Origin of the sequence: Endozoicomonas sp. ALB115 (assembly GCF_049310245.1) — a bacterium.
Lineage (GTDB): Bacteria > Pseudomonadota > Gammaproteobacteria > Pseudomonadales > Endozoicomonadaceae > Endozoicomonas.
Genome location: NZ_JBLYZG010000054.1, coordinates 14547 through 36363 on the forward strand (window position 1 = coordinate 14547; position 21817 = coordinate 36363).

A 21817-nucleotide genomic window follows, 5' to 3' on the forward strand; every position below is an offset into this window, starting at 1 on the left:
CTGCCATGAAGTTCTTTTACTGTTTCTCTGTGTGTCCTTAGCATCTTGCCCTTCATAATCAGTTAACCAACTGTCATCGAATATTTTCTATCCATTGGCCATTCTACTTCAGAAGATGAGTCGGGATGTTATAAACGCTAACCAACTGGTTAGTGATTTATATGAAAACAAATGGAAAATAAGGAGTATCTCGAATCTCTTTATGGAGCTTTGATTTGACTTTCTGTCAGGTTAATTAACAACGATAAAGAACTAATTAAACTTTTAATGATCAAATCTTCATAATCAAATTTTTAATTGCAGGAATGAGTTATGCATTACCCTCCATCCATTGCAACCAAGCCACCACTGCATCAGATGGACTCAGTCCGTGGCAAACAACGCAATGCCCCTGAGATTAAGTTCATTCGGCAATTGTCCCCCCGGGAAGCCAGAATGGCTGAAGAATTATATGGTCAGCTTAAAGCACATCATCACAGCAGTTCAGATCGCTCCTGTCATTGTTTAGTGAAGTCCGGTTATTTTGATCGACTGGTTGGCTTTAAAAGGGCTGGGGAGAAACCTTTCATTATCCAGGTTCACGATATAACCAATCCATATATAGGCAAAGGTGCTTTTGGAGAAGTCTATGAAAGTAGTCTTTTGGTCCGAAAGTCAGAGAAATGTTGGGGAGTTCCTCAAGGGCAGCAATATAACAGAATTATGAAGATCCAGAAAAACACTGAAGTTGCCAGGAGTGAAATGGACTTTCATTCGGTTCAGCCCGGATCGTTAGGTGCTGGAAAATTTAAAGATTACCAATATCTGGATCAACTACGCATTCCCGGAGAATGTTTGCAGAAGTATTTTGATGATCAAGAATGGCCACTGAAAGACAGGTTTGACTGTGCTGTGGCTATGTTGATTTGTGCTAAGACTTTCGTGGCTGGGGGGTTAGTTCATCCCGACCTTAAACCGTCCAACATGATGTATGATAAGGTTAATAAAGAGATCTTTTTTATTGACAATGCCCATGTATTTGATCTTGAAGATCCATCAGCGCCCAGGCCCCAGAATCTAGTGGGGACACCGTTGTTTATTGAGCCTGACCAACACCAGAAATCAGAAATTACAGCCAAGTCGATGGTGTTTTCCCTTGGAATTATTTTGTTGAATCTATTTTCTGATGAACCTGGTAAATATAAAGTTGCCGAGTCTCGGACTGTTCAGCGCGAGGACTTAAAACTAAATCTGGCGGAATTTCTTCCAAAACTCAGGATAGACAGTAATGATTTCGTCCAGCAGCTGTCAGGTTTCTTAACTCAGATGGTTTCGACAAGCAGCGCCTCTCGTCCCGACTTAGACGAGTGCCTGGGGAAAATGACCGCTTTTTCCAGTGGATACAAAATCATTGAAGAAGCTGCTAGTGAATTGAAGTTAGCCAAAAGTAGCGTTGAAAATTTGAAATATGAACTAACGATGTTAAAACAAAGCCAAAGGTTAGCTAAAAGAAGTGGGATAACAGAAGAGGAATTTAAACAACTAAAAGAAGAGGGAGCAGCAAAAGAATATAAAATGAATATGAAGTTGCAAGTGCAGCAGATTGCAATCGAAAAGATGGAAGAAGAGCAGAAGCAAAAATTGGAAAAGTTAATGCAGGTACAACAGCTGAAGTTGGAAAAACAGAAGCAAGAAACCGAATCGCTGGAAAAACAAACTGCTTATTATAAAGCTGCGGCAGAACGTGCGCAAAGTGATGTCGAGCAGACATCTCGTATACTGGCAGCGCAGAGAGCAGAAGTAGAAGAGATGGAAGGAGCCCTTTTTAGTCAAGAAAAAGAATTGAGGAGGTTGACAGAAAAGGTTGCCAAGGCAGAGGAGCAGAATCGGGAGGCGGATACAGCGCATAACGAGGCGGTGGCAGCGCGTATAGAGGCTGAGCAGGCGCTCACAGAGGCACAAAATAGAAATTCTCAATATGAACAAAAGCTGACAATAGCGAAAAATGATCAAAAGCGTGCAACGTCTAAATTGGAAGAATTTGAAGTCAATGAGAAAAAACTACTGGCTGAGAAAGCTTCTGAAGAGACGAAAGTAAAGGAACTTTCGAGTAAGCTGTCTAAAAATCTAAAGGCACCTTTGGATAGGTTGAAAAAGGTAGCAAGTAACCGGGATGATATAGATAAAGCTGATTTTTGTACGATATTGCCTGGTATTATAGAAACCCAGCTATCCAATTCTGAGCAGATCAGATTACTGGAAAAGATTGGAATATTTATTTTTTGCAATATTGGAGCCACCTATACCCATAAGTCCAATTTAAGGCCTTTTTCCTTATATCCCCGTCGGCAGTCTGATTTCACGAAGACTCAACGAATGCATTTGGAGGCAGTTTCATCCCAGGCTAAAGCGCTGGCAGAAAAAATGTTAAAAGGTAATGAAGAAAGTAAGCGGCAGGCGTGCGATTTTTTAAGCAAAGGTTTTGTTACACGTGTTCAGGTCACAGATGCTTTAACAGCAGACAATGGCTGGGCTGAATCACTGCTGGCCTCCACTCCCGGAATTTCAAAATATCAATTTACGTCAGAAGATGTGGCCAAGTTTAAGAAATCTCACCTCTGTCATTATTTTCAAGATGGCAGGGAAGGTGACCCCGGTAAAAGCAAACAACTGGCAGCTTATATGGCGGATTTGGAAAAAATGGATGAAGTCACAGCGGCAAGGAGTTTGCTGGCTATGCTCGCAGCTAAAGAACCTGTGGCAAATTTTGCTGCTTTAGAGAATGAGTTTTTGTCTATTCTCACCAGACCGGACGCATATACCAGAGGGGCGCAGGACACTGTCACCTGGTTTGCTGAATATGTGTGTGAAAGTGTCGTTGGAGAGAAACTTATTCGTCAGGATATTGATTCGCCATCGGCAACCAAAATGAAGCATATTGCTTTGCTGCGATCTGCTTATGAAGAGGTTTTAAATCCATTGATTGGGGAGAAGCTGGATTCGCAGGTCGTTAAAAAATTAGCGGAGAGTCGCCTGGTGAACTTTTCTCCCGTTCAATACCAGCATGAACTTCAAGGTTTTCAAAATGATCTGAAGTATAAAGTGACAGCACTTTTGGAGTCCGAGGAAAATATTGCAGTCTACAAGGATTATTTGCATAAAAAGTTCGCGGCAAATTTTTCTGTTTCATAGTGTCAGTTACCCGGCTCTGGCTGCGCTATTGCCACGTGCGCCAGCCTTTCGGGTTGAGTTTATCTCCCTGATTGGCACATTCTGAATGGAACCTAATAATAATTTTAAGGTCAAACGGCGTTATTTATGAGTGCAGGGTATTATTCTGAAAGCTGCCGCATCAACCAGCGCCCACCCAAAGTCTGCTCGCTGGGTTGATCAACAAGCCAGTTCAAGCAGGCTTCCTTACCCTTCCATAAGTGCATTTTACGGTAAAAGTGTCTCAAACCTTAGTCCCCATAGAGTCACAGGCATCGCTCTGTATAACGGCAAGTGTGTTGAGGATGCTTTTTGGGAAAAAAAACCATTACAAGGACGTCAAGTCACTTCGGCTGATGTGCTTACAGCCTATGGAAATGATACATCCTCTATCAGAAGCGGCTTTTTCCTGCAAAAACTGTGCTTACAGAACATTTTGCATGGCAATAGAGTCGTTACCCCGATTCAGGTCATTGAAGAGTTCTCCCGACAGCCAGATCAAAATCATAAGTTCAAATTAGCGATAGCACGCTTCATGGCGGAATGTTGCCTGATGGGCCTGAACTTGAATGGTCATCCGGTCACTCCGGATTCGGTGGTCATGGCTTATCACGCCATCGGGGCAACACTGGAGCTGGCGCGCTTCAAGTCGGAGTGTTGCCTTAGGTATCTGCTGTTGAATGGCCGACAGGTTACACCGGATGAGGTGGTTAGGGATTACCCGGATAGTCCGGGAGGCAAACTGGGGATAGCCCGCTTTAAAACGGAATGTTGCCTGAAGTGCCTGCCGTTGAATGGTCGGCTGATCTCACCGGAGGAAGTGGTTAAGGATTACCCGGATAGTCCGGATGGCAGACTGGGTATAGCGCGCTTTATAGAAGAATGTTGTCTGAGGGGCTGGCTGCTGAATGGTCAGCAGGTGACACCGGATGAAGTGGTTAAGTATTTCCCGGATAGTCCGGTAGGCAAACTGGGTATAGTGCGCTTTAAAGCAGAATGTTGCCTGAACAGCCTGCCATTGCACGGCCAGCAGGTCACAGCGGATGAGGTGGTTAAGGAATATCAGGTGGTCGGGGCACCACTGTCGCTGGCACGCTTCAAAGCGGAATGTTGTCTGAGGAGCTTGCTATTGCATGGTCGGCAGGTGACACCGGAAACGGTGGTCAAGGATTATCAGGCCGCCGAAGCCCCGCTGGAGCTGGCACGCTTCAAAGCAGAATGTTGCCAGCGGGGGCTGCTGTTGAATGGCCAGCGGGTTACGCCGGATGCGGTGGTTAAGGATTATCAGGCCATTAACGCGACACTGCCGCTGGCACGCTTCAAAGCACAATGTTGCCTGCGGGGGCTGCCGTTGAATGGCCAACGGGTTCTACCGGATGCGGTGGCGAGGGATTATCGGGCCGTTAAAGCGACACTTGAGCTGGCGCACTTTAAGGAACAATGTTGCTTTAGAGGGAAGCTGTTGAATGGTCAGCAGGTTACACCGGATGAGGTGGTTAAGGAGTATCGGGCTGCCAGGGCAACACTGGGGCTTGCCCGTTTCAAAGCGGAATGTTGCCTGAGGGGTATGTTGCTGAATGGCAGACAGGTTACAACGGCTGCGGTGGTTAATGATTTTCCGGCAAGCCCGGAAGGCAAACTGGGCGCAGCGCGATTCAAAATGGAGTGTTGCCTGCGGGGCCTGGCGTTGAATGACCGACAGATCGAACCGGATATGGTGGTTAAGGATTTACCGAAGTGTTCGGACAGTAAACTGGCGATAGCGCACTTCAAAGCGCAGTGTTGCCTGAGGAGCATCTCACTGAATGGTCAGCAGGTCACACCGCATGAGGTGGTTAAGGGTTTTCAGGCAATCAGGGCAAAACTGGCGCTGGCATGTTTCAAAGCGGAATGTTGCCTGAAGGGCATGTTGCTCAATGGCCAGCAGGTCACAGCGGCTGAGGTGATCAAGGATTTTCCGGTGAGTCCGGAAGGCAAACTGGGGCTAGGGCGCTTCAAAGCGGAATGTTGCCTGAGGGGCTTGCCGTTAAAGGATCGGCCGGTGACACCGGATACGGTGGTTGAGGCGTTTCCGGACAGTCCGGAAGGCAAACTGGGGATTGTGCGTTTCAAAGCAGAATGCTGCTTCAGGGGCTTGTTGTTGAATGGTCAGCAGGTCAACCCGGATGAGGTGGCTAAAGACTATGTCCGTGGTGGTTGGCTGCTGGAAAGAGCTATTTTTTATTCCCAGCTGGCATTGAATGCAAGAATAGTGCATGGCTCCGATCTGGATAACCAGAGAGTATTGGCAGCGTTTAACACAGTGCCCGGGGATCATTCTTCAAGACAAACCAGGTTTCTGATTCAACGGCTGGAACAATTTCAGCCCTATGATGAAGCCAGCGAGGTTCAGGCTATTTTTCAAGAAGCCTGTCAAACCTTAAACAACTTATCGGTCAATGACGATGAGCAGCATCGAGTGCAATGTATCCTGAAATTCATGGCTTTGCAGCATGAGCTGCCAATGAATCATCAGAGCGTATCAGCACAACAGGTATTGCAATCCATCAATACACTGAGGCGCTCATTTCAGAATTTACGCCTGCATTTCTTCTTCCTGGCTCATTGCTACAGTAAGAGACTGCCTATTGATGGACGACAAATCCATAAGGATCAGGTGCTGGAGTGCCTTAATAGTTTCCCTGAAGGAAGTAAGCAGCGCCATGCGTTGGGCTGCTGGTTTGAACAATACAGCACCAAAGCCAGGATACTTGATCAGCGGCTGTTTCAACCGGTTATCCCCGTAAGTGATATTGACAACTCTGGCCGGGTAGCAAAACCGTTAGAGGTATCCAATGGCAATCTCGGCCAGGAAGACCTTTCCCCTCCTCAGGTTAGGGAGTTCAGGAATGCACCAGATAATGCATCGGTTGCTCAGGCATTATTTTCCACCCTTGTGGCTCAAACCCGGAAGCAATGGCCAAAAACAGGGGCACCGGGTTTCCCGGACAAGCAAGCTCAGCGGTTAGATGCGCTGACACTAAAAGCACTGGAAATTATTCAGGACATCAATCGCTCTTATGCCAATCCCCCCATTCTGATTACCGGTTCATACGCCCGTTTTTTGCAGAACCTCTGCCCGGCATTTAATGATATTGACATTATCTGTACGACAGAAAAATCGGCCACCATACTCTTTGAGAAGTTGCAGGCACTGAACACCGATGAGGATTCAGAAATCACACAAAACATTACCTTCAGGCCGGTCCCGGGCTGTCAGGCGATTAAATTGCCACAGGCCTGCAATATTGATCTTAGATACGGTGATTTGGGTATCAAAACGATGGGGCTGCAAGTCAGTGTGGACTCCAGAGTCATTGATACGAATGGAGCACGACTGGCCGTTCACGTTCCTGGTGTTGAAAGGCCGGTATGGTGTTTGTCGTTTACTGAAGAAACCCGATTATTGAACGATGCGCTGGCATACCTTGTTGATAACCTTGATCCGCTGACAAGAAAATTGCAAAGAGGGGTTGTATTTGACATACCTCGAACCCTTCTTTTTAACAAGCCCCAAAATGCCCATGAGCGCATTTATGGCTTGCTGATACGCTCACTGCTTACCCTGAATAAAGGTCGGCAGTTTATCGCCCTGCACTGTGAGGAAGAACCCGAAACATTAAACTGCCGGACTGACCGGCTTCAACAGGAACAACATCGCCTTCATGTACTGACTGGGAATCTTCAAATAAAATTGGCCAGCCATGTGTGCCGTGATGATTTTGAGCGCAGGGTTAACGGCTGGCTGGCGACAGCTCAGCTCGTCAATGATTACCAGGTCAAGAGGAAGGATTTTGTCAAAGAGCTGCTGACGATGATGAATCCTGAATAATACCAATTCCACCTTCTAAATATGATAACGAGCAAGTCATTTTGGACCGCTGGGCAAGGCGGAATGACGAGTAATAGCAGGGCTATTGCGAGGAATTCCAACGAAGATCCAGCGGTTCAAAATGGCTGCGCAGTTCATATTTAGAAGGTGGAGTTGGTATCAGATCCGGTAGACTCGACGCATTGAACATGAACATCGGTAACAAGTTCAATTGCGGTATCCCCGAAAAATGATGCTTGCTGATAACCTGTGAAAAATTAAGGAGAAATGCTATGGGTCTGTTTGATGCCTTACTGGGCAATGCAGGTGAGATGAGCAATACGGAAGCAATGGAGGATCTGGCAACCATTCTTAATCCGTCGGAGTCCATAGAGCTGGCCTATAAGCTGGTGCGGGATATGGTGGTTTTGACCAATCACCGGTTGATTTTGATCGACAAGCAGGGGCTTACCGGACGCAAGGTTGAATATCGCTCAATACCTTATAAGTCGATCACTATGTTTACTGTTGAGTCTGTAGGCCATTTTGATCTGGATGCTGAACTGAAACTATGGATTTCCGGCCAGCCAGAGTCAATGCAGATGGAATTTAACAGCAAAACCAATATTTATAAGCTTCAGGCACTCCTGGCGGCAAAAGTGGCAGGGCAGTAATTGCTTGCCAGCCAGTCGTTGATAAAGGCCACCATCGTGGCCTGTTCGGTTTAGCCCTGGACTCTCAGCAGGTTTGAGAGTGCCGGATTGGGTTTGTCGGCGGCTTTGAAAATCAGTGCGATTTTGCCAATGGTTTGAATGAGATCAGAGTTTGTGGCGCTGATCAGTTCGCTGACCAGTTGCTGGCGGGTTTCCCGGTCGCCAATGGCGAATTTCACCTTGATCAGTTCATGGTCATTCAGTGCGCGTAATGTTTCTTCAACCACGCCATCTGTCAGCCCCTTGTCTGCCACAATGACGACAGGGTTCAGGTTGTGGCCGATGGTACGGAAATGCTTCTTTTTGGCTGCATTCAAGCTCATGTTTGCTATTCCTGATAATTTCTTTAATAACGAATCGTCATACACGATATCTGATGATGGGTATGACCGTATTTTTCCAGAGAAGTTTTCGTTAATGCAGGTTGGGGACAGAAAAGTACTGTTCATGGAGCGCTTAACGGTCATTGACTGGGTGTCGAAGAGAGCGAATTAATGTCCAGCGCCGTGGACTGCGGAATGGGTCTCAGGCTGGCAGCATTTAAGTCACTCGACAGCATATGCAAGCTTCTGGTGGCGCATGCTATCGCTTTCTGGCTGCTGAGGGAAGTGTGCCTGCTGTTCGAGGCTGCCCGTATAAGTGGTGACCTGTCTCTTCGGCAGTGGTTGAACAATACGTATTATGCTGATGGTGTTACAGCGGTTAGTGATTACTGACTCCACAATAATAAACATTCCAAAGCGTTTGATCAGCACAAGTGTGTGGAAAGTGTTGGCTTGTGGTGCGTAATAACCCCTAATCATCCGCTTAATCTTTTATTGTCTTCTGCTGTCACAGCCATGCTGTATAAGATATTATCACCATGACTTTTACTTTAAGTAGTTAACCAAATGAAATCGTATTTTCTGACTAAGTGGGCAGTCACTCCCGGCAACTGCTCCTGCGTTGCTCTAGCTCCTGCATCCATGCAGTCGTGCGGCGTTACAACTACGGTCACATAGCTACGGCTATGCTCCCTACGTTGTGCCTTGCATAGTAACTGCCCACTTAGCCAGAAATATACGATTCCATTTGGCCAACTACTTACCGGCTGATGGAAATCTCAGCTTTTGTCAGGTGTAAACTTTTACCCCTTTCAGTTTTCGGTTTGATGTTGCTCAAATATTTTTCAGGCAACGTCTAGGAGCCTGTCCGAGAATAGACTGCCCTACTGCGGTGGCAGCAAATTGGTCTAAAAATTCCGTTTTGTTCGGCAAATAGCCCCGCTATTCACCTCACAAAACGGAATTTTTATCCTCAATTTTCTGCCATCCTCGCTACGGGGTCGCCTAGACGGGCGCTATTCTTGGACAGGCTCCCAAGCTTAATTTACAGGCAGTTTGCAAAAAGATTATGGCGAGATCCAAAAGTAGTGGTCGCTGGTTAAAAGAGCACTTTGATGACCACTATGTAAAGCAGTCGCAAAAAGATGGCTGGCGATCCAGGGCCAGTTATAAACTTCTGGAAATTCAGGAGAAGGATAAACTCTTTCGCCCGGGTATCCGGGTGGTTGATCTGGGTGCGGCACCCGGTGGCTGGTCTCAGGTAGCGGTTGAGCTGGTGGGTGATCAGGGGCGGGTGGTTGCTTCTGATATTTTGCCAATGGATCCTATCGCCGGGGTTGACTTTGTTCAGGGTGACTTCACAGAAGACACGGTGCTGGAACAAATACTGGAAACCATCGGTTCGGACCGGGTAGACCTTGTAATTTCCGATATGGCCCCCAATATGAGTGGAGCACTCTCTGTTGATCAGCCCAATGCCATGTACCTTGTGGAACTGGCACTGGATCTGTCCAGGCAGGTGTTGCGTACAGGAGGTGTGTTTCTGGTTAAGGTGTTTCAGGGTGAAGGCTTTGATGCCTATCTGAAAGATATGAAAACCAGCTTTGACAAAGTGCAGACCCGCAAGCCAACGGCTTCCAGGGCGCGCTCAAGAGAAGTATATCTGCTGGCCTCTGGCTTCAGGGGATAATACCGGGCGTTGAATAATAGGATGCATTAATCAGCATGATAGAAGACAATCACTGTCACACCGTCCGCTGATCGTGTATCGTTGCAGATAAGCATTAATACATAATCACAGCGAGCCAGGGGAACGTGCTCAATATAAACGATTACCTGAGGCTTAAGTACGCTCAAGAGAGGTTAGCCCCTTGAATGATATGGCAAAAAATTTGATTCTCTGGGTCATAATCGCCTTGGTGCTATTGACCGTCTTTAAAAACTTTGATGGCATGCAGTCGTCTACCCAGAAGGTTGCCTATTCTGACTTCATCAGCATGGTAGAAAATCGCCAGGTCAGTAAGGTTGTCATTGATGGTTTTACCATCACCGGCATGTTAAACAACAGTGAACGTTTTGAAACCAATCTGCCGCCCACGGTGCCAGACAACAAACTGATGGATGAACTCCTGCTGGGCAAGGTACAGGTTGAGTCCAAGCCTATTGAAAAGCAGAGTATCTGGACACAGCTATTGGTGGCCAGCTTCCCGATTCTGGTGATTCTTGCGGTATTCATGTTCTTCATGCGTCAGATGCAGGGCGGCGGCGGAGGCCGGGGTGGCCCGATGAGCTTTGGCAAAAGCAAGGCCCGCCTGCTGTCTGAAGATCAGATCAAAACTACGTTTGCCGATGTAGCCGGTGTTGAAGAAGCCAAGGAAGATGTTCAGGAGCTGGTAGACTTCCTGAAGGATCCCGGTAAATTCCAGCGTCTGGGTGGTCGTATTCCCCGGGGCGTTCTGATGGTGGGTCCTCCGGGTACCGGTAAAACCCTGATTGCCAAAGCGATTGCCGGTGAGGCCAAGGTTCCGTTCTTTACCATCTCCGGTTCTGACTTTGTTGAGATGTTTGTAGGTGTTGGTGCCTCCCGTGTCCGTGACATGTTTGAGCAGGCCAAGAAGCAGGCACCGTGCATCATCTTTATTGACGAGATTGATGCGGTCGGTCGTCACCGTGGTGCCGGTATGGGCGGTGGTCACGATGAACGTGAACAGACCCTTAACCAGCTGCTGGTTGAGATGGACGGTTTTGAAGCGAACGACGGTATTATTGTAATTGCTGCTACCAACCGTCCTGATGTCCTTGACCCTGCGTTATTGCGCCCTGGTCGTTTTGACCGTCAGGTGGTGGTTGGCTTGCCGGATATCCGTGGTCGTGAGCAGATCCTTAAAGTGCATATGCGCAAGGTTCCGGTTTCTGACAATGTGCAGCCTTCGGTTATTGCACGTGGTACTCCGGGATTCTCCGGTGCCGACCTGGCCAATCTGGTTAATGAGGCGGCGCTCTTTGCAGCACGGGCTAACCAACGTACGGTGGGTCAGAAAGAGTTTGATCTGGCGAAAGACAAAATCATGATGGGCGCTGAGCGCAAGTCCATGGTCATGAGTGATAAGGAAAAGAGCAATACGGCTTATCATGAAGCCGGTCATGCCATCGTTGGTCGATTGGTTCCGGACCATGATCCAGTCTACAAAGTGAGTATTATTCCGCGAGGTCGGGCGCTTGGGGTGACCATGTTCCTGCCTGAAGAGGACCGCTACAGCCAGAGCCGCCAGGCACTACTGAGCCAGATATGCTCACTGTTTGGTGGCCGTATCGCCGAAGAGATGACGTTGGGCAAAGATGGGGTAACCACCGGTGCCTCCAATGATATTCAGCGCGCTACCCAGATTGCCAGAAGCATGGTGACCAAGTGGGGCCTTTCTGAAAAGCTCGGTCCACTGCTCTACGATGAAGATGAGGGTGAGGTTTTCCTGGGTAAAAACTACGGCAGCGGCGGTTCCAGGATGAACGTTTCCGGTGAAACGGCGAAGATCATTGATGAGGAAGTTCGTCGGGTTGTCGATGAATGTTACTCCCGCGCCAACCAGATTCTCGTCGATAACCGCGACAAGCTGGATCAAATGGCTGAGGCACTGATTCAATATGAAACCATTGATAGTGATCAGATTGATGACATCATGGCTGGCCGTGAAGTTCGCCCTCCCAAGGATTCCGGCGATAACGATGACAGCGGTGTAAAGGCTGCTGCTGATGAGTCTGAAGTAAAGGCGGAAGAAGGTGATAAAAAAGATTCAGGCGGTTCGATTGGTGGCCCAGCTGGGGAGCACTGATCGTCAGTCAGGTCTATGATGATGAAGGGCAGGTTTATCCTGCCCTTTTTTGTATCTGCCAATTTGTCGATGAATCATGGTTATCGGTTTTTTGGCCACGGTTGGTAAGTAGTTGGCCAAATGGAATCGTATATTTCTGGCTAAGTGGGCAGTTGCTATGCAAGGCGCAACGTAGGGAGCATAGCCGTAGCTATGTGACCGGAGTTGCAACGCCGCACGACTGCATGGATGCAGGAGATAGAGCAACGCAGGAGCAGTTGCCGGGAGTGACTGACAACTTAGTCAGAAATATATGATTTCATTTGGTTAACTACTTATACCCGCTCAGGGGGAGTGATTGGTCAGGGTGGCCATCAGAAAAAATGACTGAACGGGATCTGAGGAGTATTCATGAGCAACGAATTCAAGTTGAACTGTGCAGGGAAAATGCTGGATCTGAACAGGCCCAGGGTGATGGGGGTTTTGAACGTTACACCGGACTCTTTTTATCAAGGGAGCCGCTGTGCTGATAACTGGCTGAATGTTGCCGAGCAGATGATCAAGGACGGGGCGGATATTCTGGATGTTGGTGGCGAGTCGACACGCCCCGGTGCTTCCGGTGCGCCAGCCCAGGAGCAGGAGTTAGAGCGGGTTCTGCCAGTTATTGAAGGTTTGGCGTCGCGCTTCAACGTCATTATTTCCATTGATACCAGCTCTCCTCTGGTGATGAAAGAGGCGGTAAAAGCGGGCGCGGGGATAATTAATGATGTCCGGGCGTTGCACCGTGAGGGGGCGTTGGAAGCAGCAGCGGAAACGACAGTTCCCATTATTCTGATGCACTCTCTTGTTGATCAACCTGAGCCCGGGGTTGTACCGGTCTATGGTGATGTGGTTAAAGAGGTCAGCCAGTATTTGATGGCTTGTGTGGAGCGCTGCGAGAATGCCGGAATTGCCAGGGAGCGCTTGATACTGGACCCGGGCTTTGGGGGCGGTATGTTTGGTAAAACGCCGGTGTACGATCTTGAAATGCTGAAGGGTTTTCGCCGCTTCCATGAACCCGGTCTGCCGGTATTGGCGGGTATGTCCAGAAAGTCCTTTATTGGGGCAACCCTGGACCGGGATACTGAAGACCGGCTTCCGGGCAGTCTCGCTGCAGCCATGCTGGCGGTACAGGCAGGTGCTCATATCATCCGTGTGCATGATGTCAGGGAAACGGTTGACGTCCTGCGTTTGCTTCAGGCCGTTGACGAAGCTTAACGTTTTCATTTCAAAAAATAATGATGCCTGCCAGTCTGGAGATCGAGCTTCCGCAGTGGTGGGTAGTCTTCACTGTCATTAAGTCATCAATGTCGTCTATTACTTAAACCCTCTTCGTTTTCAAGATAACCTGATGGTACTGGTGGTTCACTTGAATGAGTGAGATGATTACCGGATATTGCTTTCAGAAATTCTTGGTAAACGGCTATGGCTCGAAAATATTTTGGTACCGACGGAATTCGAGGGAAGGTGGGTGACTTTCCAATTACTCCGGATTTTGTCCTGAAGCTGGGCTGGGCAGCGGGTCGTGTGCTGGCGGAACAGGGTGAAGGGAAAGTCATTATTGGCAAGGACACCCGAATCTCCGGGTATATGTTTGAGTCCGCGCTTGAGGCCGGTCTGTCTGCTGCCGGTATCGATGTTGTCCTGACCGGGCCAATGCCAACCCCGGCCATTGCCTATCTGACCCGAACCTTTAATGGGCAGGCGGGTATTGTGATCAGCGCCTCCCATAACCCGTTTTACGACAATGGTATAAAGTTTTTTGCAGGCGACGGCACCAAGCTATCCGATGAGGTTGAGCTGAAGATTGAAGCATTGCTTGAGTCAGAGATTGAGGTAGTGGATTCCCAGAGTCTGGGTAAAGTGACTCGGATGAATGATGCTGCAGGCCGGTACATTGAGTACTGCAAGGGCAGCACTTCCCAGCAGCTGGATCTGCGTGGCATGAAAATTGTGATTGATGCCGGCCACGGTGCAACCTATCAGGTTGGTCCTGCGGTCTTTCGAGAGCTGGGTGCGGAAGTGATACCGATGTGCATCCATCCGGATGGTGTCAACATTAACGAGAACGCAGGCGCTACCAGCCCGGAAGGCATGGCTGCCAGAGTCAGGGAAATCGGTGCGGATCTGGGAATTGCCTTGGACGGTGATGGTGACCGGGTCATTATGGTGGATGATCAGGGTGAGGTCGTCGATGGCGACCAGCTGCTGTTTATTATTGCCATGGATCGCCATTCCAGGGGGATCTTGAAGGGTGGTGTCGTGGGCACGTTGATGACCAACCTGGGAATGGAGAAAGCATTGGAAGCTGCCGGCATTCCCTTTGCCAGGGCCAATGTCGGTGACCGTTATGTCAATGAACTGCTGATAGCCAATGACTGGCAGCTCGGCGGTGAGTCTTCAGGCCATATTATCTGTCGTGATGCATCGACCACGGGTGATGGCATTGTCTCGGCCTTGAAAGTGTTAAAAGCCATGCAGGCAGCAGGTAAGTCACTGTCTGAAATGGTGGCTGCGATCACTCTTTATCCACAAGTTATGATCAATGTCCGGGTGCAGAATAAGCGGGACACCGACACCATTGCGGGTATTGTTGAGGCGGTAAAAAAAGCAGAAGAAGAGATGGCTGGAAAAGGTCGCGTTCTTCTGAGAGCTTCAGGAACTGAGCCAGTCATTCGGGTGATGGTAGAAGGTGAAGACGGCGTTCAGGTAAAGGCTCAGGCGGAAAAGCTGGCAAAAGTGGTTGAACAGGAAATGTGCTGAATGTCACCCGGTGCAGGTATCGGCTTGCACCGGAGCTGTGTTGCCTTGATTTCAATAGCTTCGCAGGGCTTGACTTATTGTATGTTGGTGTCTTTCGGGTTAGTATTCCGGCCTCGCGATCAAAGAGGTAAGCGGTATGCGTCAGCCACTGGTAGCCGGAAACTGGAAGATGAATGGTTCTTCTGACAGTATCCGTGAGCTTGTTGATGGAATCCTTTCGGGACTTGAAACCAAGGCTGAGGTGCTCGTTTTTCCACCTAGCGTATACGTTCAGCAGGTACGCGACTTGCTGAAGGGTTCTGCGGTTAAATTTGGTGTGCAAAATGCCTCTGATAACCTGTCAGGAGCCTACACGGGTGAAATCTCTCCTCTGATGGCCAAAGACCTTGGCTGTGAATATGTACTTATTGGTCACTCTGAGCGTCGTTCCCTCTATGGCGAAACCGATGCCGATGTGGCTGCAAAATTCTGTGCTCTGGTTGATCAGGGTCTGGTACCAGTCCTTTGTGTTGGTGAGACTCTGTCTGAGCGCGAAGCTGGTGACACTATGAAAGTAGTGGCTCATCAGATCAATACTGTGCTTCGGGCTGCTGGTCCGGAGCGTCTGGCTAATTATGTAATTGCCTATGAACCAGTTTGGGCTATTGGAACCGGTCTGACTGCAACCCCTGAACAGGCGCAGGAAGTTCATGCTGAAATTCGTGCGCTGCTGGCAGAAAACGATCCGTCCATGGCGGACAGAACCCGTGTTCTGTATGGTGGAAGCATGAAGGCTGACAACGCGGCAGAACTGATGAGCCAGCCTGATGTTGATGGTGGTCTGATCGGTGGTGCTTCGCTGGTAGCTGCTGATTTCAAGGTGATTTGTCACGCTGCGGGATAGTAATGGAAACCATTATTCTTCTTGTGCACGTGCTGGTAGCTGTTGGCGTGATCGCTATGATCATGCTGCAGCAGGGCAAAGGTGCAGAAACAGGAGCCAGTTTTGGCTCGGGGGCTTCACAAACGGTGTTTGGAAGCCAGGGCTCAGCGAACTTTCTGAGCCGTACAACCGCTATTCTGGCAACGATCTTTTTCGTCACCAGTATCGGTCTGGCGATGATGGCCAGGCAGAAAGCTGATAGTGTTGCTGATGCTGGTTTACCATCTGTTCAGATTGAACAGAGTGTGCCGGTCAATGATGCGCCTTTTTCGGTTGATTCATTAGAAAACACTATCGAAAGCGATGCGCCTGTGTTAGAGTCTCAGCCCGTTGAGAGCAGCGGCTCCAGCAGCTCTGAAAACCCTCAGTAAGATTTAAAATCTTATTGATTTATAAAGAGTTTTCAGAAATAATTTTGCTGTCACCGAGAGCGACAGCTTAGGCCGAAGTGGTGGAATTGGTAGACACGCTGTCTTGAGGGGGCAGTGCCTGTATGGGCGTACGAGTTCGAGTCTCGTCTTCGGCACCAATAGAATCAAGGGATTACGAGGATTGAGAAATAGACTGAAATGGTCGTTTCCCAAAAAAAGCGGCTAAGAAATAGCCGCTTAATAGTATATTGGTTCATAACTATTGTTTGACAATAGTCGCAAGAAAAAAGGCCTGAGATGGCCTTTTTTTACACCTTCGTTTTCTTCATCTCGTTCCTTTGACTCCCTGTGTTTTACAGATGTAAAACTTTCTTGGCTTCCAGGATTTTGTGTCCGAACACCAGTCCTTCATGATCTGATATTCCTTTTGCTTTCAGGTCATGGAAGTGCCACTTTCCTGCAATCAACTTTTCTTTGACGGCGCTATTAATCAGATTCTGCCACTGGGTGTCCAGCGTGTTCTTGACCATTTTTTTCCCCGGCTCCATCTGGACACCCTTTTGAGCTTTGACGTTAGGTGCACCAAAGACGTACTCGAACTTTTCCCCCTGGTTAAATTCATCCAGCATGGCCAGTGCTTTTTTCAGCCGTGGTGTCCAGAGCGTGATTTCATCCAGTGAGCCTTTTGCCCTTCCGGGTGTAAGCTCTCAAAAACTGCTGGTGGAAGCTACCGGTGTCTTCAGCCACTGGCTGGGCATCGGCATCGGTGACCCTTACGACCCGGAGCCTGAAACCACCAAAGAGCCACTGGCCCACCCAGCCATGTTGACTCACGTCACTGTGGTACCATCGGAAGGGGATTGATATTATGAAGTGGCGGCTCGAGTGCCGGATGTTTTTGCCAGCCAGCAATACAAGTTCCGGGGTAAGAAACTCTACGAGTATTACTATGTGACGGAAACTCTACGAGTATTACTATGTGACGGAAACCGTCGAGTGCTTTACCGGTTTCACCCTGTTGGTGGTAGAACGGGAGTTACGACCAGGGCCTGGTATGTTTCTGGCCCTGCGTGAAGAGAATGGTAAAAAACAGTTGTGCAGCTTTCTGATCAGTTATAAAGGTCTGGCCAGACCAATACCCGTACGCCGGATATGCAGACCATTGGCCGGGTGCGAATTATGGATTACTGGGAATTGGAAACAAAACGATAGGATGACAGGCAGCTGATGGAAGTAGTTGAATCCGGTTTTACGCCTGAAAAAACAGTCGCAGAAGCATCCCCGAAGCCCAGATTGCTGGTGCTTCAGGATCTTCAGCAAATGGACTGGAAACGGTTTGAGGAGCTGTCTCAGAGATATTTCCAAAAGAAGGGATATAACGCCCGTCTGACTGGTTCCGGTGCGGACGGGGGTGTTGATGTTATTCTGGAAAAAACGACACAGGAAGGAAGATCCGTTAAGGTTTACGTTCAGTGCAAAGCCTGGTCATACCAGAGGATAGGGGTTAAGGCGGTTCGTGAACTGTATGGGGTGATGGCTGCTGACGGCGTTCCGGTGGGCGTGTTTATCACCGCCAGTGATTTTACCGAAGATGCACAGGCCTTTGCCAAAGGTAAAAAGCTGCAACTGATTTCTGGCAACAGGCTTCTGACACTGATCAGCCAGTTGCCGGAAGTGCAGCAGAAAGAGCTGGCAACGGATAGCCTGTCTGGTGATTACGGGACTCCAACCTGCCCGCAATGTGATATCAAGATGGTGCTCAGAACTGTCTCAAAGGGAAAGAATAAGGGCAATCAATTCTGGGGCTGCAGAAACTTTCCGGGCTGTCATCAAAAGCTGTATTTGAAAAGGGATGAGAAGAACAGCAGCGTTTCATTAACCAGTGTTTTAGGTATTCCGCCAAAAGTAACAGGTGACTCTGTTGTCATTAACCGTCGTCGTGTTTCTGACCCTTCGAATGCTTATGACAGTGAGCCAATGGTTGCCAGAAAAACACGACGACCGAAGGTTTCCGGTAAGACCTCAAACGGGAATAGCCACAAACCATTGCTGATCAGTGGTGTTTTTGTATTTGTGGTTATGGCGTTGGTGATCAAGGGAATCTCAGCCGTATTGGCGTTCCTGTCAGAGTCCACCAATAGCCATGGGGCGAAAGTCCAACAGCAGGCACAACAGACCTATTTGGAAAAGGGAAACAGGCCAGAATCGTTATTTGTGGAAAATACAAACCGGACTTCTGAACCGATAAACCCGCCTGTTCAGCAATTATCGACTGCCTATGACCAGCAAGTGGCGATGATGGAGCAACAGGCTGTCCTGGCCAGTGATCAGAAAATACTACTTGAGATACAGGCCAACCGGGAGCAGGAACAAGCCAGGGCGAATGCCTGGAAAGCCTGGTATCAAATGCCCCGGGGTTGTGATGACTGGCTCTCTGAAGAACATATGATTGAATGCATTAACCAAAAGATGAGAGCCAAAAGGGAATTTGAACAGCTTTGGGCGGAAGGTAAGATCTAATCTCTCAAATCTCCGGAACCAATCGCCCCGCCTCCGCATACTGGTATTTTTTCTCCAGTATCTTCACCCCCCAATCATGATATGGTCCCGACTAAGAGCATCCTCTGGGTCTCAGGACAGGTTGCCAGCCAACCTTACTGTGCCAGCACCTTCTTCAATTTTGCTCAAGTGTCTTCCGACATAAACGAGACCCGCTCAAACAGTAAGTCCCGGTCCGGGTGTAATTCCAACAGGCTCATGCCACGGTCGGTATGTTTAGCGATAAAGGCCGACACCCGTCACTTTTTGCATAACGGCCTGCCAGGTTTCTCAGCTCTGCCAGTTTTATCGCTGTATTGCACAAACCACTCAATGTAGAGTCGTTCATTGGTGATGGCTGGGGCTTCGGGGATGGTGTCAGTGGTCCTCATATAGTGATTCGCTAAATCATTAAGGTCAGGCTTCAGCAGGTTGTAGCTCTTCCAGATAGGAAACAGGAAATGAAATCCAGGCATCCTGGCCCTGGATAATCATACCTGTGATCGATTTCACGCCAAGAAACATTTTGTACGCTTTGTCCCCTTTCATCTGGCCAATACGATATTCAGGCTGGATACGGTCAATGGCTGTTGACTTATGAGTGTACAGGACGGCATTGTGAAGGTCGTTTAAATAAACGGTGGGAATGTTCACAGGGCGCTTTTTGCTGATGAACACCAGCTCTTCAATCCCTTCGCCATCCACAAAGCTGCCATCATCAATGACATAAAAATAAACCCACTTGTCCCGCAGGAGCTGACACAATGATCTTAGGGCACTGGTACTATTGGTTGCGGTGATATTCTCAAGGGTTTGTTCGGTATCCATAAACGTTCGTTCATCCATACTCTACGATTGATTCTCGGTCAGCCTCCTGGTGCAGCTAGGCGTTGATACCCACAACGTTCGTGCTGAGGCTGTCGAAGGGTGGAAACTTCGGACTCTAATAGATCGTGCCAGGCACCCTTCGACTCCGCTCAGGGTGAGCGGAGCTTGTACACGTCAAACTCATTGAAACCATGTATTAGGGCAAAAAACAGGGCTCATGAGCAATCAGCTCAAAGCACTGCTCTATATCCTGATCATAGAAGACTTCGTGCCACTTATCGGTGTGCCGCATATAAGACAGCGCATAGGTATTATTACCGCTGTAGGTCATTCTGGCAAACTTCCGTTCAAAGGACGGGCTGATGGCAACGGGAGATGGGCAGTGGTAAGTGGCGCAGAAATAGAAAAAACTGCCATGCCATTTGGTAAAGATATCCATCAGATAGTTGAACCTCGGGTTCTCCGGCGGAGGCTGGACATTTGCCGGTTTCAGGTATTCCTCTACCCATCGGTCGGCCCGGGCTTTCAGGGCCGCTTTGGTCTCGGGTGATACTTTGGGGTTGGATGCCCGTTTTGCGGGCATCCACATATAACTGCTCATAAATCTCTCTGCTGCCAGATACTGCTCTGATACATTGCATACAATCCAAGGTGGCCCCAAATTCCTACGCCATTGGCCAGGATATCCCCGTTCTCTTTTCAAGAGCGCTGCCCGCAAAAGAAAAGCTGCCTTTTCGGGGAGCGGGCAGCGGGAAGCGATCTCTAAAGGGCATAAAGCGTATCGTAGCAATGTGGTCGCTTCGATAAAACCTTCAATACTGGCACAGTCAAAACGTCTGCCCTTGAATTTATAAGCCAGCACACAACCACGCAGAGATTGCTTCTTCATTAGCACCCGAAAGGTACACTGGCAAAGCTTCCTGCTCAGACATGGCAATCAATTGATGAAAAAGGTCAACCCCGGCAATTCACTCGGTAATATCCTGAGATAGGTATTAGAAATAGTGGAAATAAGTAAGTTCTTCCGGGACAAACACTCTCAGCCTGTTTAAACGCTATCCTTATACAAAAATAGCGACAAGAGACAGGATGAGTACCCGTGAACATTGACGATGTTATCAACCGGTTATCAAACCATGTGATGGGTGAGCTGCCCAGAGAAACCCTGCTGGCGGCCAGTGAGCAGCGGACGGAATTGATTCCGCGCCTGCTGGACTATCTCGAAGGCGTTGCCGGGCAGGGGGATGAGATACCCGAAAGCCAGCGTGTGGATCTGGTCTTTTTTGCCTTTTACCTGCTGGCTCAGTTCCGGGAATCAAAGGCATTGCCGGTGATGCTCCGGATAGTGTCGGCCAAACCCCGGACGGTCAATCGACTGCTTGGTTATGTGGTCAGTGAGAGCCTGGCTCGAATACTGGCATCGGTGATCGCTGGTGAAGTAAGCAGCGAAAGTGACACCAGTAACGGATGTAACGTGGAACCACTGAAGCAGTTGGTTGAAAACACAGCGGTTCATCCTTGCGTTCGATCTTCCTGTTTGACCTGCCTGACGATTCTGGTTTTCCATGGGTTTCTACCCCGAGAGGTGCTGTTCAGCTACTTTCAGCAGCTGTTTAGTGATGGGCTTGAGCAGGAGCGGAGTCCGGTCTGGGACGGATTGGTCTCTAACTGCATCATTGCCGGAGCCGCCGAGCTGGAAACTTCTGTTTTGGACGTGTTTGACCGGGGACTGCTGACCGATTCATTTATGGGCAGGGAGCGGTTAGGTACGATGTTACAGGAGCATTCCGGCGAGGTAAGCTTTCCATCCTATGAAAGCTCTGCCCTGATTGATGATTGTGTGGCTGAGTTGCAAGGTTGGGCCAGCTTTAACAGCACGCGGCCGCAGGAGAAGCCCGCTGAAAGAGCACCTGTCGGAAGCAACGCGGAGCCAGAGGGCGCTCAGCGTGTGATGCGGCCCTGGCCAGCCAGAAAGCCACCGGTTCGCACGCGAGCGGGGGCTCAGCGGTTGCCAGGTCAGCAACGGCCCTTTCCACCTTCCTCTCCCGGAAAGCCCGCACAGCCGCTGGTCAGACAACACCCGAAGGTGGGAAGAAATGATCCCTGCCCCTGCGGTAGCGGGCGCAAGTATAAGAAGTGTTGCGGCTGATGGGTGAGAAAAGGCCGTTTCCCACGGGATGAACCGTGGGAGTGCAATACCAGTGATATTCAATGCTTTTGAACTGAATCCGCCATTTACCAAAACCTGCGTAAAGCATCGCCCAATGCGGGCGGTGATAATAAGCAACAAGCCCGTAGAGGGCTTGCAGAACCGGAAGTCTTAAGTATTTACAGGTGTTTAGTATTTCTGTAATATTTGCGACATGAAAACAAAACGTGCTTTTAAAGAAAGATTCTACCCAACACCTGAACAGGAAGCACTCCTTGCTCAGTCGTTTGGTTGTGGCCGTTTTGTTTATAACAACACCCTCC

Annotated in this window: 17 protein-coding genes, 1 tRNA gene and 3 pseudogenes; 15 read left to right on the forward strand and 6 right to left on the reverse strand. The window is 48.9% G+C overall.

Going from position 1 to position 21817, the window contains the following annotated elements:
* Window positions 1–312 precede the first annotated feature (312 nt).
* The 3 genes from ACO6VE_RS19140 (at window position 313) to ACO6VE_RS19150 (ending at window position 7713) form a co-directional block, all read left to right on the forward strand.
* Window positions 313–3171 carry a protein kinase domain-containing protein gene (locus ACO6VE_RS19140; RefSeq protein ID WP_422462904.1) on the forward strand — a complete coding sequence of 953 codons (2859 nt, stop codon included), beginning with the start codon at window positions 313–315 and terminating at the stop codon, window positions 3169–3171.
* Between the two features lie 130 nt (window positions 3172–3301).
* Window positions 3302–7060, forward strand: coding sequence for a hypothetical protein (locus ACO6VE_RS19145; RefSeq protein WP_422462906.1), 3759 nt, complete (start codon window positions 3302–3304; stop codon window positions 7058–7060).
* A gap of 272 nt (window positions 7061–7332) precedes the next feature.
* A complete protein-coding gene (locus ACO6VE_RS19150) occupies window positions 7333–7713 on the forward strand; it encodes a PH domain-containing protein (protein ID WP_422447474.1) in 381 nt (126 codons plus the stop codon).
* 50 nt (window positions 7714–7763) lie between these two features.
* Here ACO6VE_RS19150 and ACO6VE_RS19155 read toward each other — a convergent pair whose 3' ends face one another.
* Together ACO6VE_RS19155 and ACO6VE_RS19160 are read right to left on the reverse strand one after the other, a co-directional pair.
* Window positions 7764–8075, reverse strand: coding sequence for a YhbY family RNA-binding protein (locus ACO6VE_RS19155; RefSeq protein ID WP_101746619.1), 312 nt, complete (start codon window positions 8073–8075; stop codon window positions 7764–7766).
* Window positions 8076–8297: 222 nt separating this feature from the next.
* Window positions 8298–8555: a hypothetical protein gene (locus tag ACO6VE_RS19160; RefSeq protein WP_422462908.1), complete on the reverse strand. Its 258-nt coding sequence runs from the start codon at window positions 8553–8555 to the stop codon at window positions 8298–8300.
* Between the two features lie 589 nt (window positions 8556–9144).
* On the opposite strand from ACO6VE_RS19160, the gene rlmE reads away from it, so the two are divergent.
* From rlmE to ACO6VE_RS19195, 7 genes are all read left to right on the forward strand, one after another.
* A complete protein-coding gene (gene rlmE, locus ACO6VE_RS19165) occupies window positions 9145–9765 on the forward strand; it encodes a 23S rRNA (uridine(2552)-2'-O)-methyltransferase RlmE (RefSeq protein WP_422447469.1) in 621 nt (206 codons plus the stop codon).
* Window positions 9766–9955: 190 nt separating this feature from the next.
* Window positions 9956–11905 carry an ATP-dependent zinc metalloprotease FtsH gene (gene ftsH / locus ACO6VE_RS19170; RefSeq protein ID WP_422462910.1) on the forward strand — a complete coding sequence of 650 codons (1950 nt, stop codon included), beginning with the start codon at window positions 9956–9958 and terminating at the stop codon, window positions 11903–11905.
* Between the two features lie 390 nt (window positions 11906–12295).
* Window positions 12296–13141, forward strand: coding sequence for a dihydropteroate synthase (gene folP, locus ACO6VE_RS19175; protein WP_422462912.1), 846 nt, complete (start codon window positions 12296–12298; stop codon window positions 13139–13141).
* Between the two features lie 207 nt (window positions 13142–13348).
* Window positions 13349–14686, forward strand: coding sequence for a phosphoglucosamine mutase (gene glmM / locus ACO6VE_RS19180; protein ID WP_422462914.1), 1338 nt, complete (start codon window positions 13349–13351; stop codon window positions 14684–14686).
* Between the two features lie 136 nt (window positions 14687–14822).
* Window positions 14823–15569, forward strand: coding sequence for a triose-phosphate isomerase (gene tpiA / locus ACO6VE_RS19185; protein WP_422447463.1), 747 nt, complete (start codon window positions 14823–14825; stop codon window positions 15567–15569).
* Window positions 15570–15571: 2 nt separating this feature from the next.
* Entirely contained in the window at window positions 15572–15979 is a 408-nt protein-coding gene (gene secG / locus ACO6VE_RS19190) for a preprotein translocase subunit SecG (RefSeq protein ID WP_209201916.1), read from the forward strand.
* 71 nt (window positions 15980–16050) lie between these two features.
* Window positions 16051–16137: transfer RNA gene (locus ACO6VE_RS19195), tRNA-Leu, on the forward strand.
* 195 nt (window positions 16138–16332) lie between these two features.
* On the opposite strand, the gene ACO6VE_RS19200 is transcribed toward ACO6VE_RS19195, so the two are convergent.
* Window positions 16333–16608, reverse strand: coding sequence for a hypothetical protein (locus ACO6VE_RS19200; protein ID WP_422462916.1), 276 nt, complete (start codon window positions 16606–16608; stop codon window positions 16333–16335).
* Between the two features lie 34 nt (window positions 16609–16642).
* Here ACO6VE_RS19200 and ACO6VE_RS19205 point away from each other — a divergent pair, with 34 nt between their 5' ends.
* Together ACO6VE_RS19205 and ACO6VE_RS19210 are read left to right on the forward strand one after the other, a co-directional pair.
* Entirely contained in the window at window positions 16643–16843 is a 201-nt protein-coding gene (locus ACO6VE_RS19205; RefSeq protein WP_422447459.1) for a hypothetical protein, read from the forward strand.
* A gap of 363 nt (window positions 16844–17206) precedes the next feature.
* Window positions 17207–18499: a restriction endonuclease gene (locus ACO6VE_RS19210; RefSeq protein WP_422462918.1), complete on the forward strand. Its 1293-nt coding sequence runs from the start codon at window positions 17207–17209 to the stop codon at window positions 18497–18499.
* A gap of 435 nt (window positions 18500–18934) precedes the next feature.
* Here the strand turns inward: ACO6VE_RS19210 and ACO6VE_RS19215 are convergent, their stop codons facing one another.
* The 3 genes and pseudogenes from ACO6VE_RS19215 to ACO6VE_RS19225 form a co-directional block, all read right to left on the reverse strand.
* A complete protein-coding gene (locus tag ACO6VE_RS19215) occupies window positions 18935–19345 on the reverse strand; it encodes a hypothetical protein (RefSeq protein ID WP_422447455.1) in 411 nt (136 codons plus the stop codon).
* Between the two features lie 196 nt (window positions 19346–19541).
* The gene (locus tag ACO6VE_RS19220; RefSeq protein ID WP_422447453.1) at window positions 19542–19946 is read right to left on the reverse strand and encodes a hypothetical protein; all 405 of its coding nucleotides are present in this window, start codon (window positions 19944–19946) and stop codon (window positions 19542–19544) included.
* 161 nt (window positions 19947–20107) lie between these two features.
* Window positions 20108–20228: pseudogene (locus ACO6VE_RS19225) on the reverse strand (UTP--glucose-1-phosphate uridylyltransferase); the annotation flags it as partial.
* Between the two features lie 216 nt (window positions 20229–20444).
* Between ACO6VE_RS19225 and ACO6VE_RS19230 the strand changes: the two are divergent.
* The 3 genes and pseudogenes from ACO6VE_RS19230 to ACO6VE_RS19240 form a co-directional block, all read left to right on the forward strand.
* Window positions 20445–21203: pseudogene (locus tag ACO6VE_RS19230) on the forward strand (DUF1186 domain-containing protein); the annotation flags it as partial.
* 213 nt (window positions 21204–21416) lie between these two features.
* Window positions 21417–21494, forward strand: a pseudogene (locus tag ACO6VE_RS19235) (SEC-C metal-binding domain-containing protein); the annotation flags it as partial.
* Window positions 21495–21708: 214 nt separating this feature from the next.
* Window positions 21709–21817: helix-turn-helix domain-containing protein (locus ACO6VE_RS19240; RefSeq protein ID WP_422462920.1), on the forward strand; the 109-nt coding region annotated here is incomplete at its 3' end.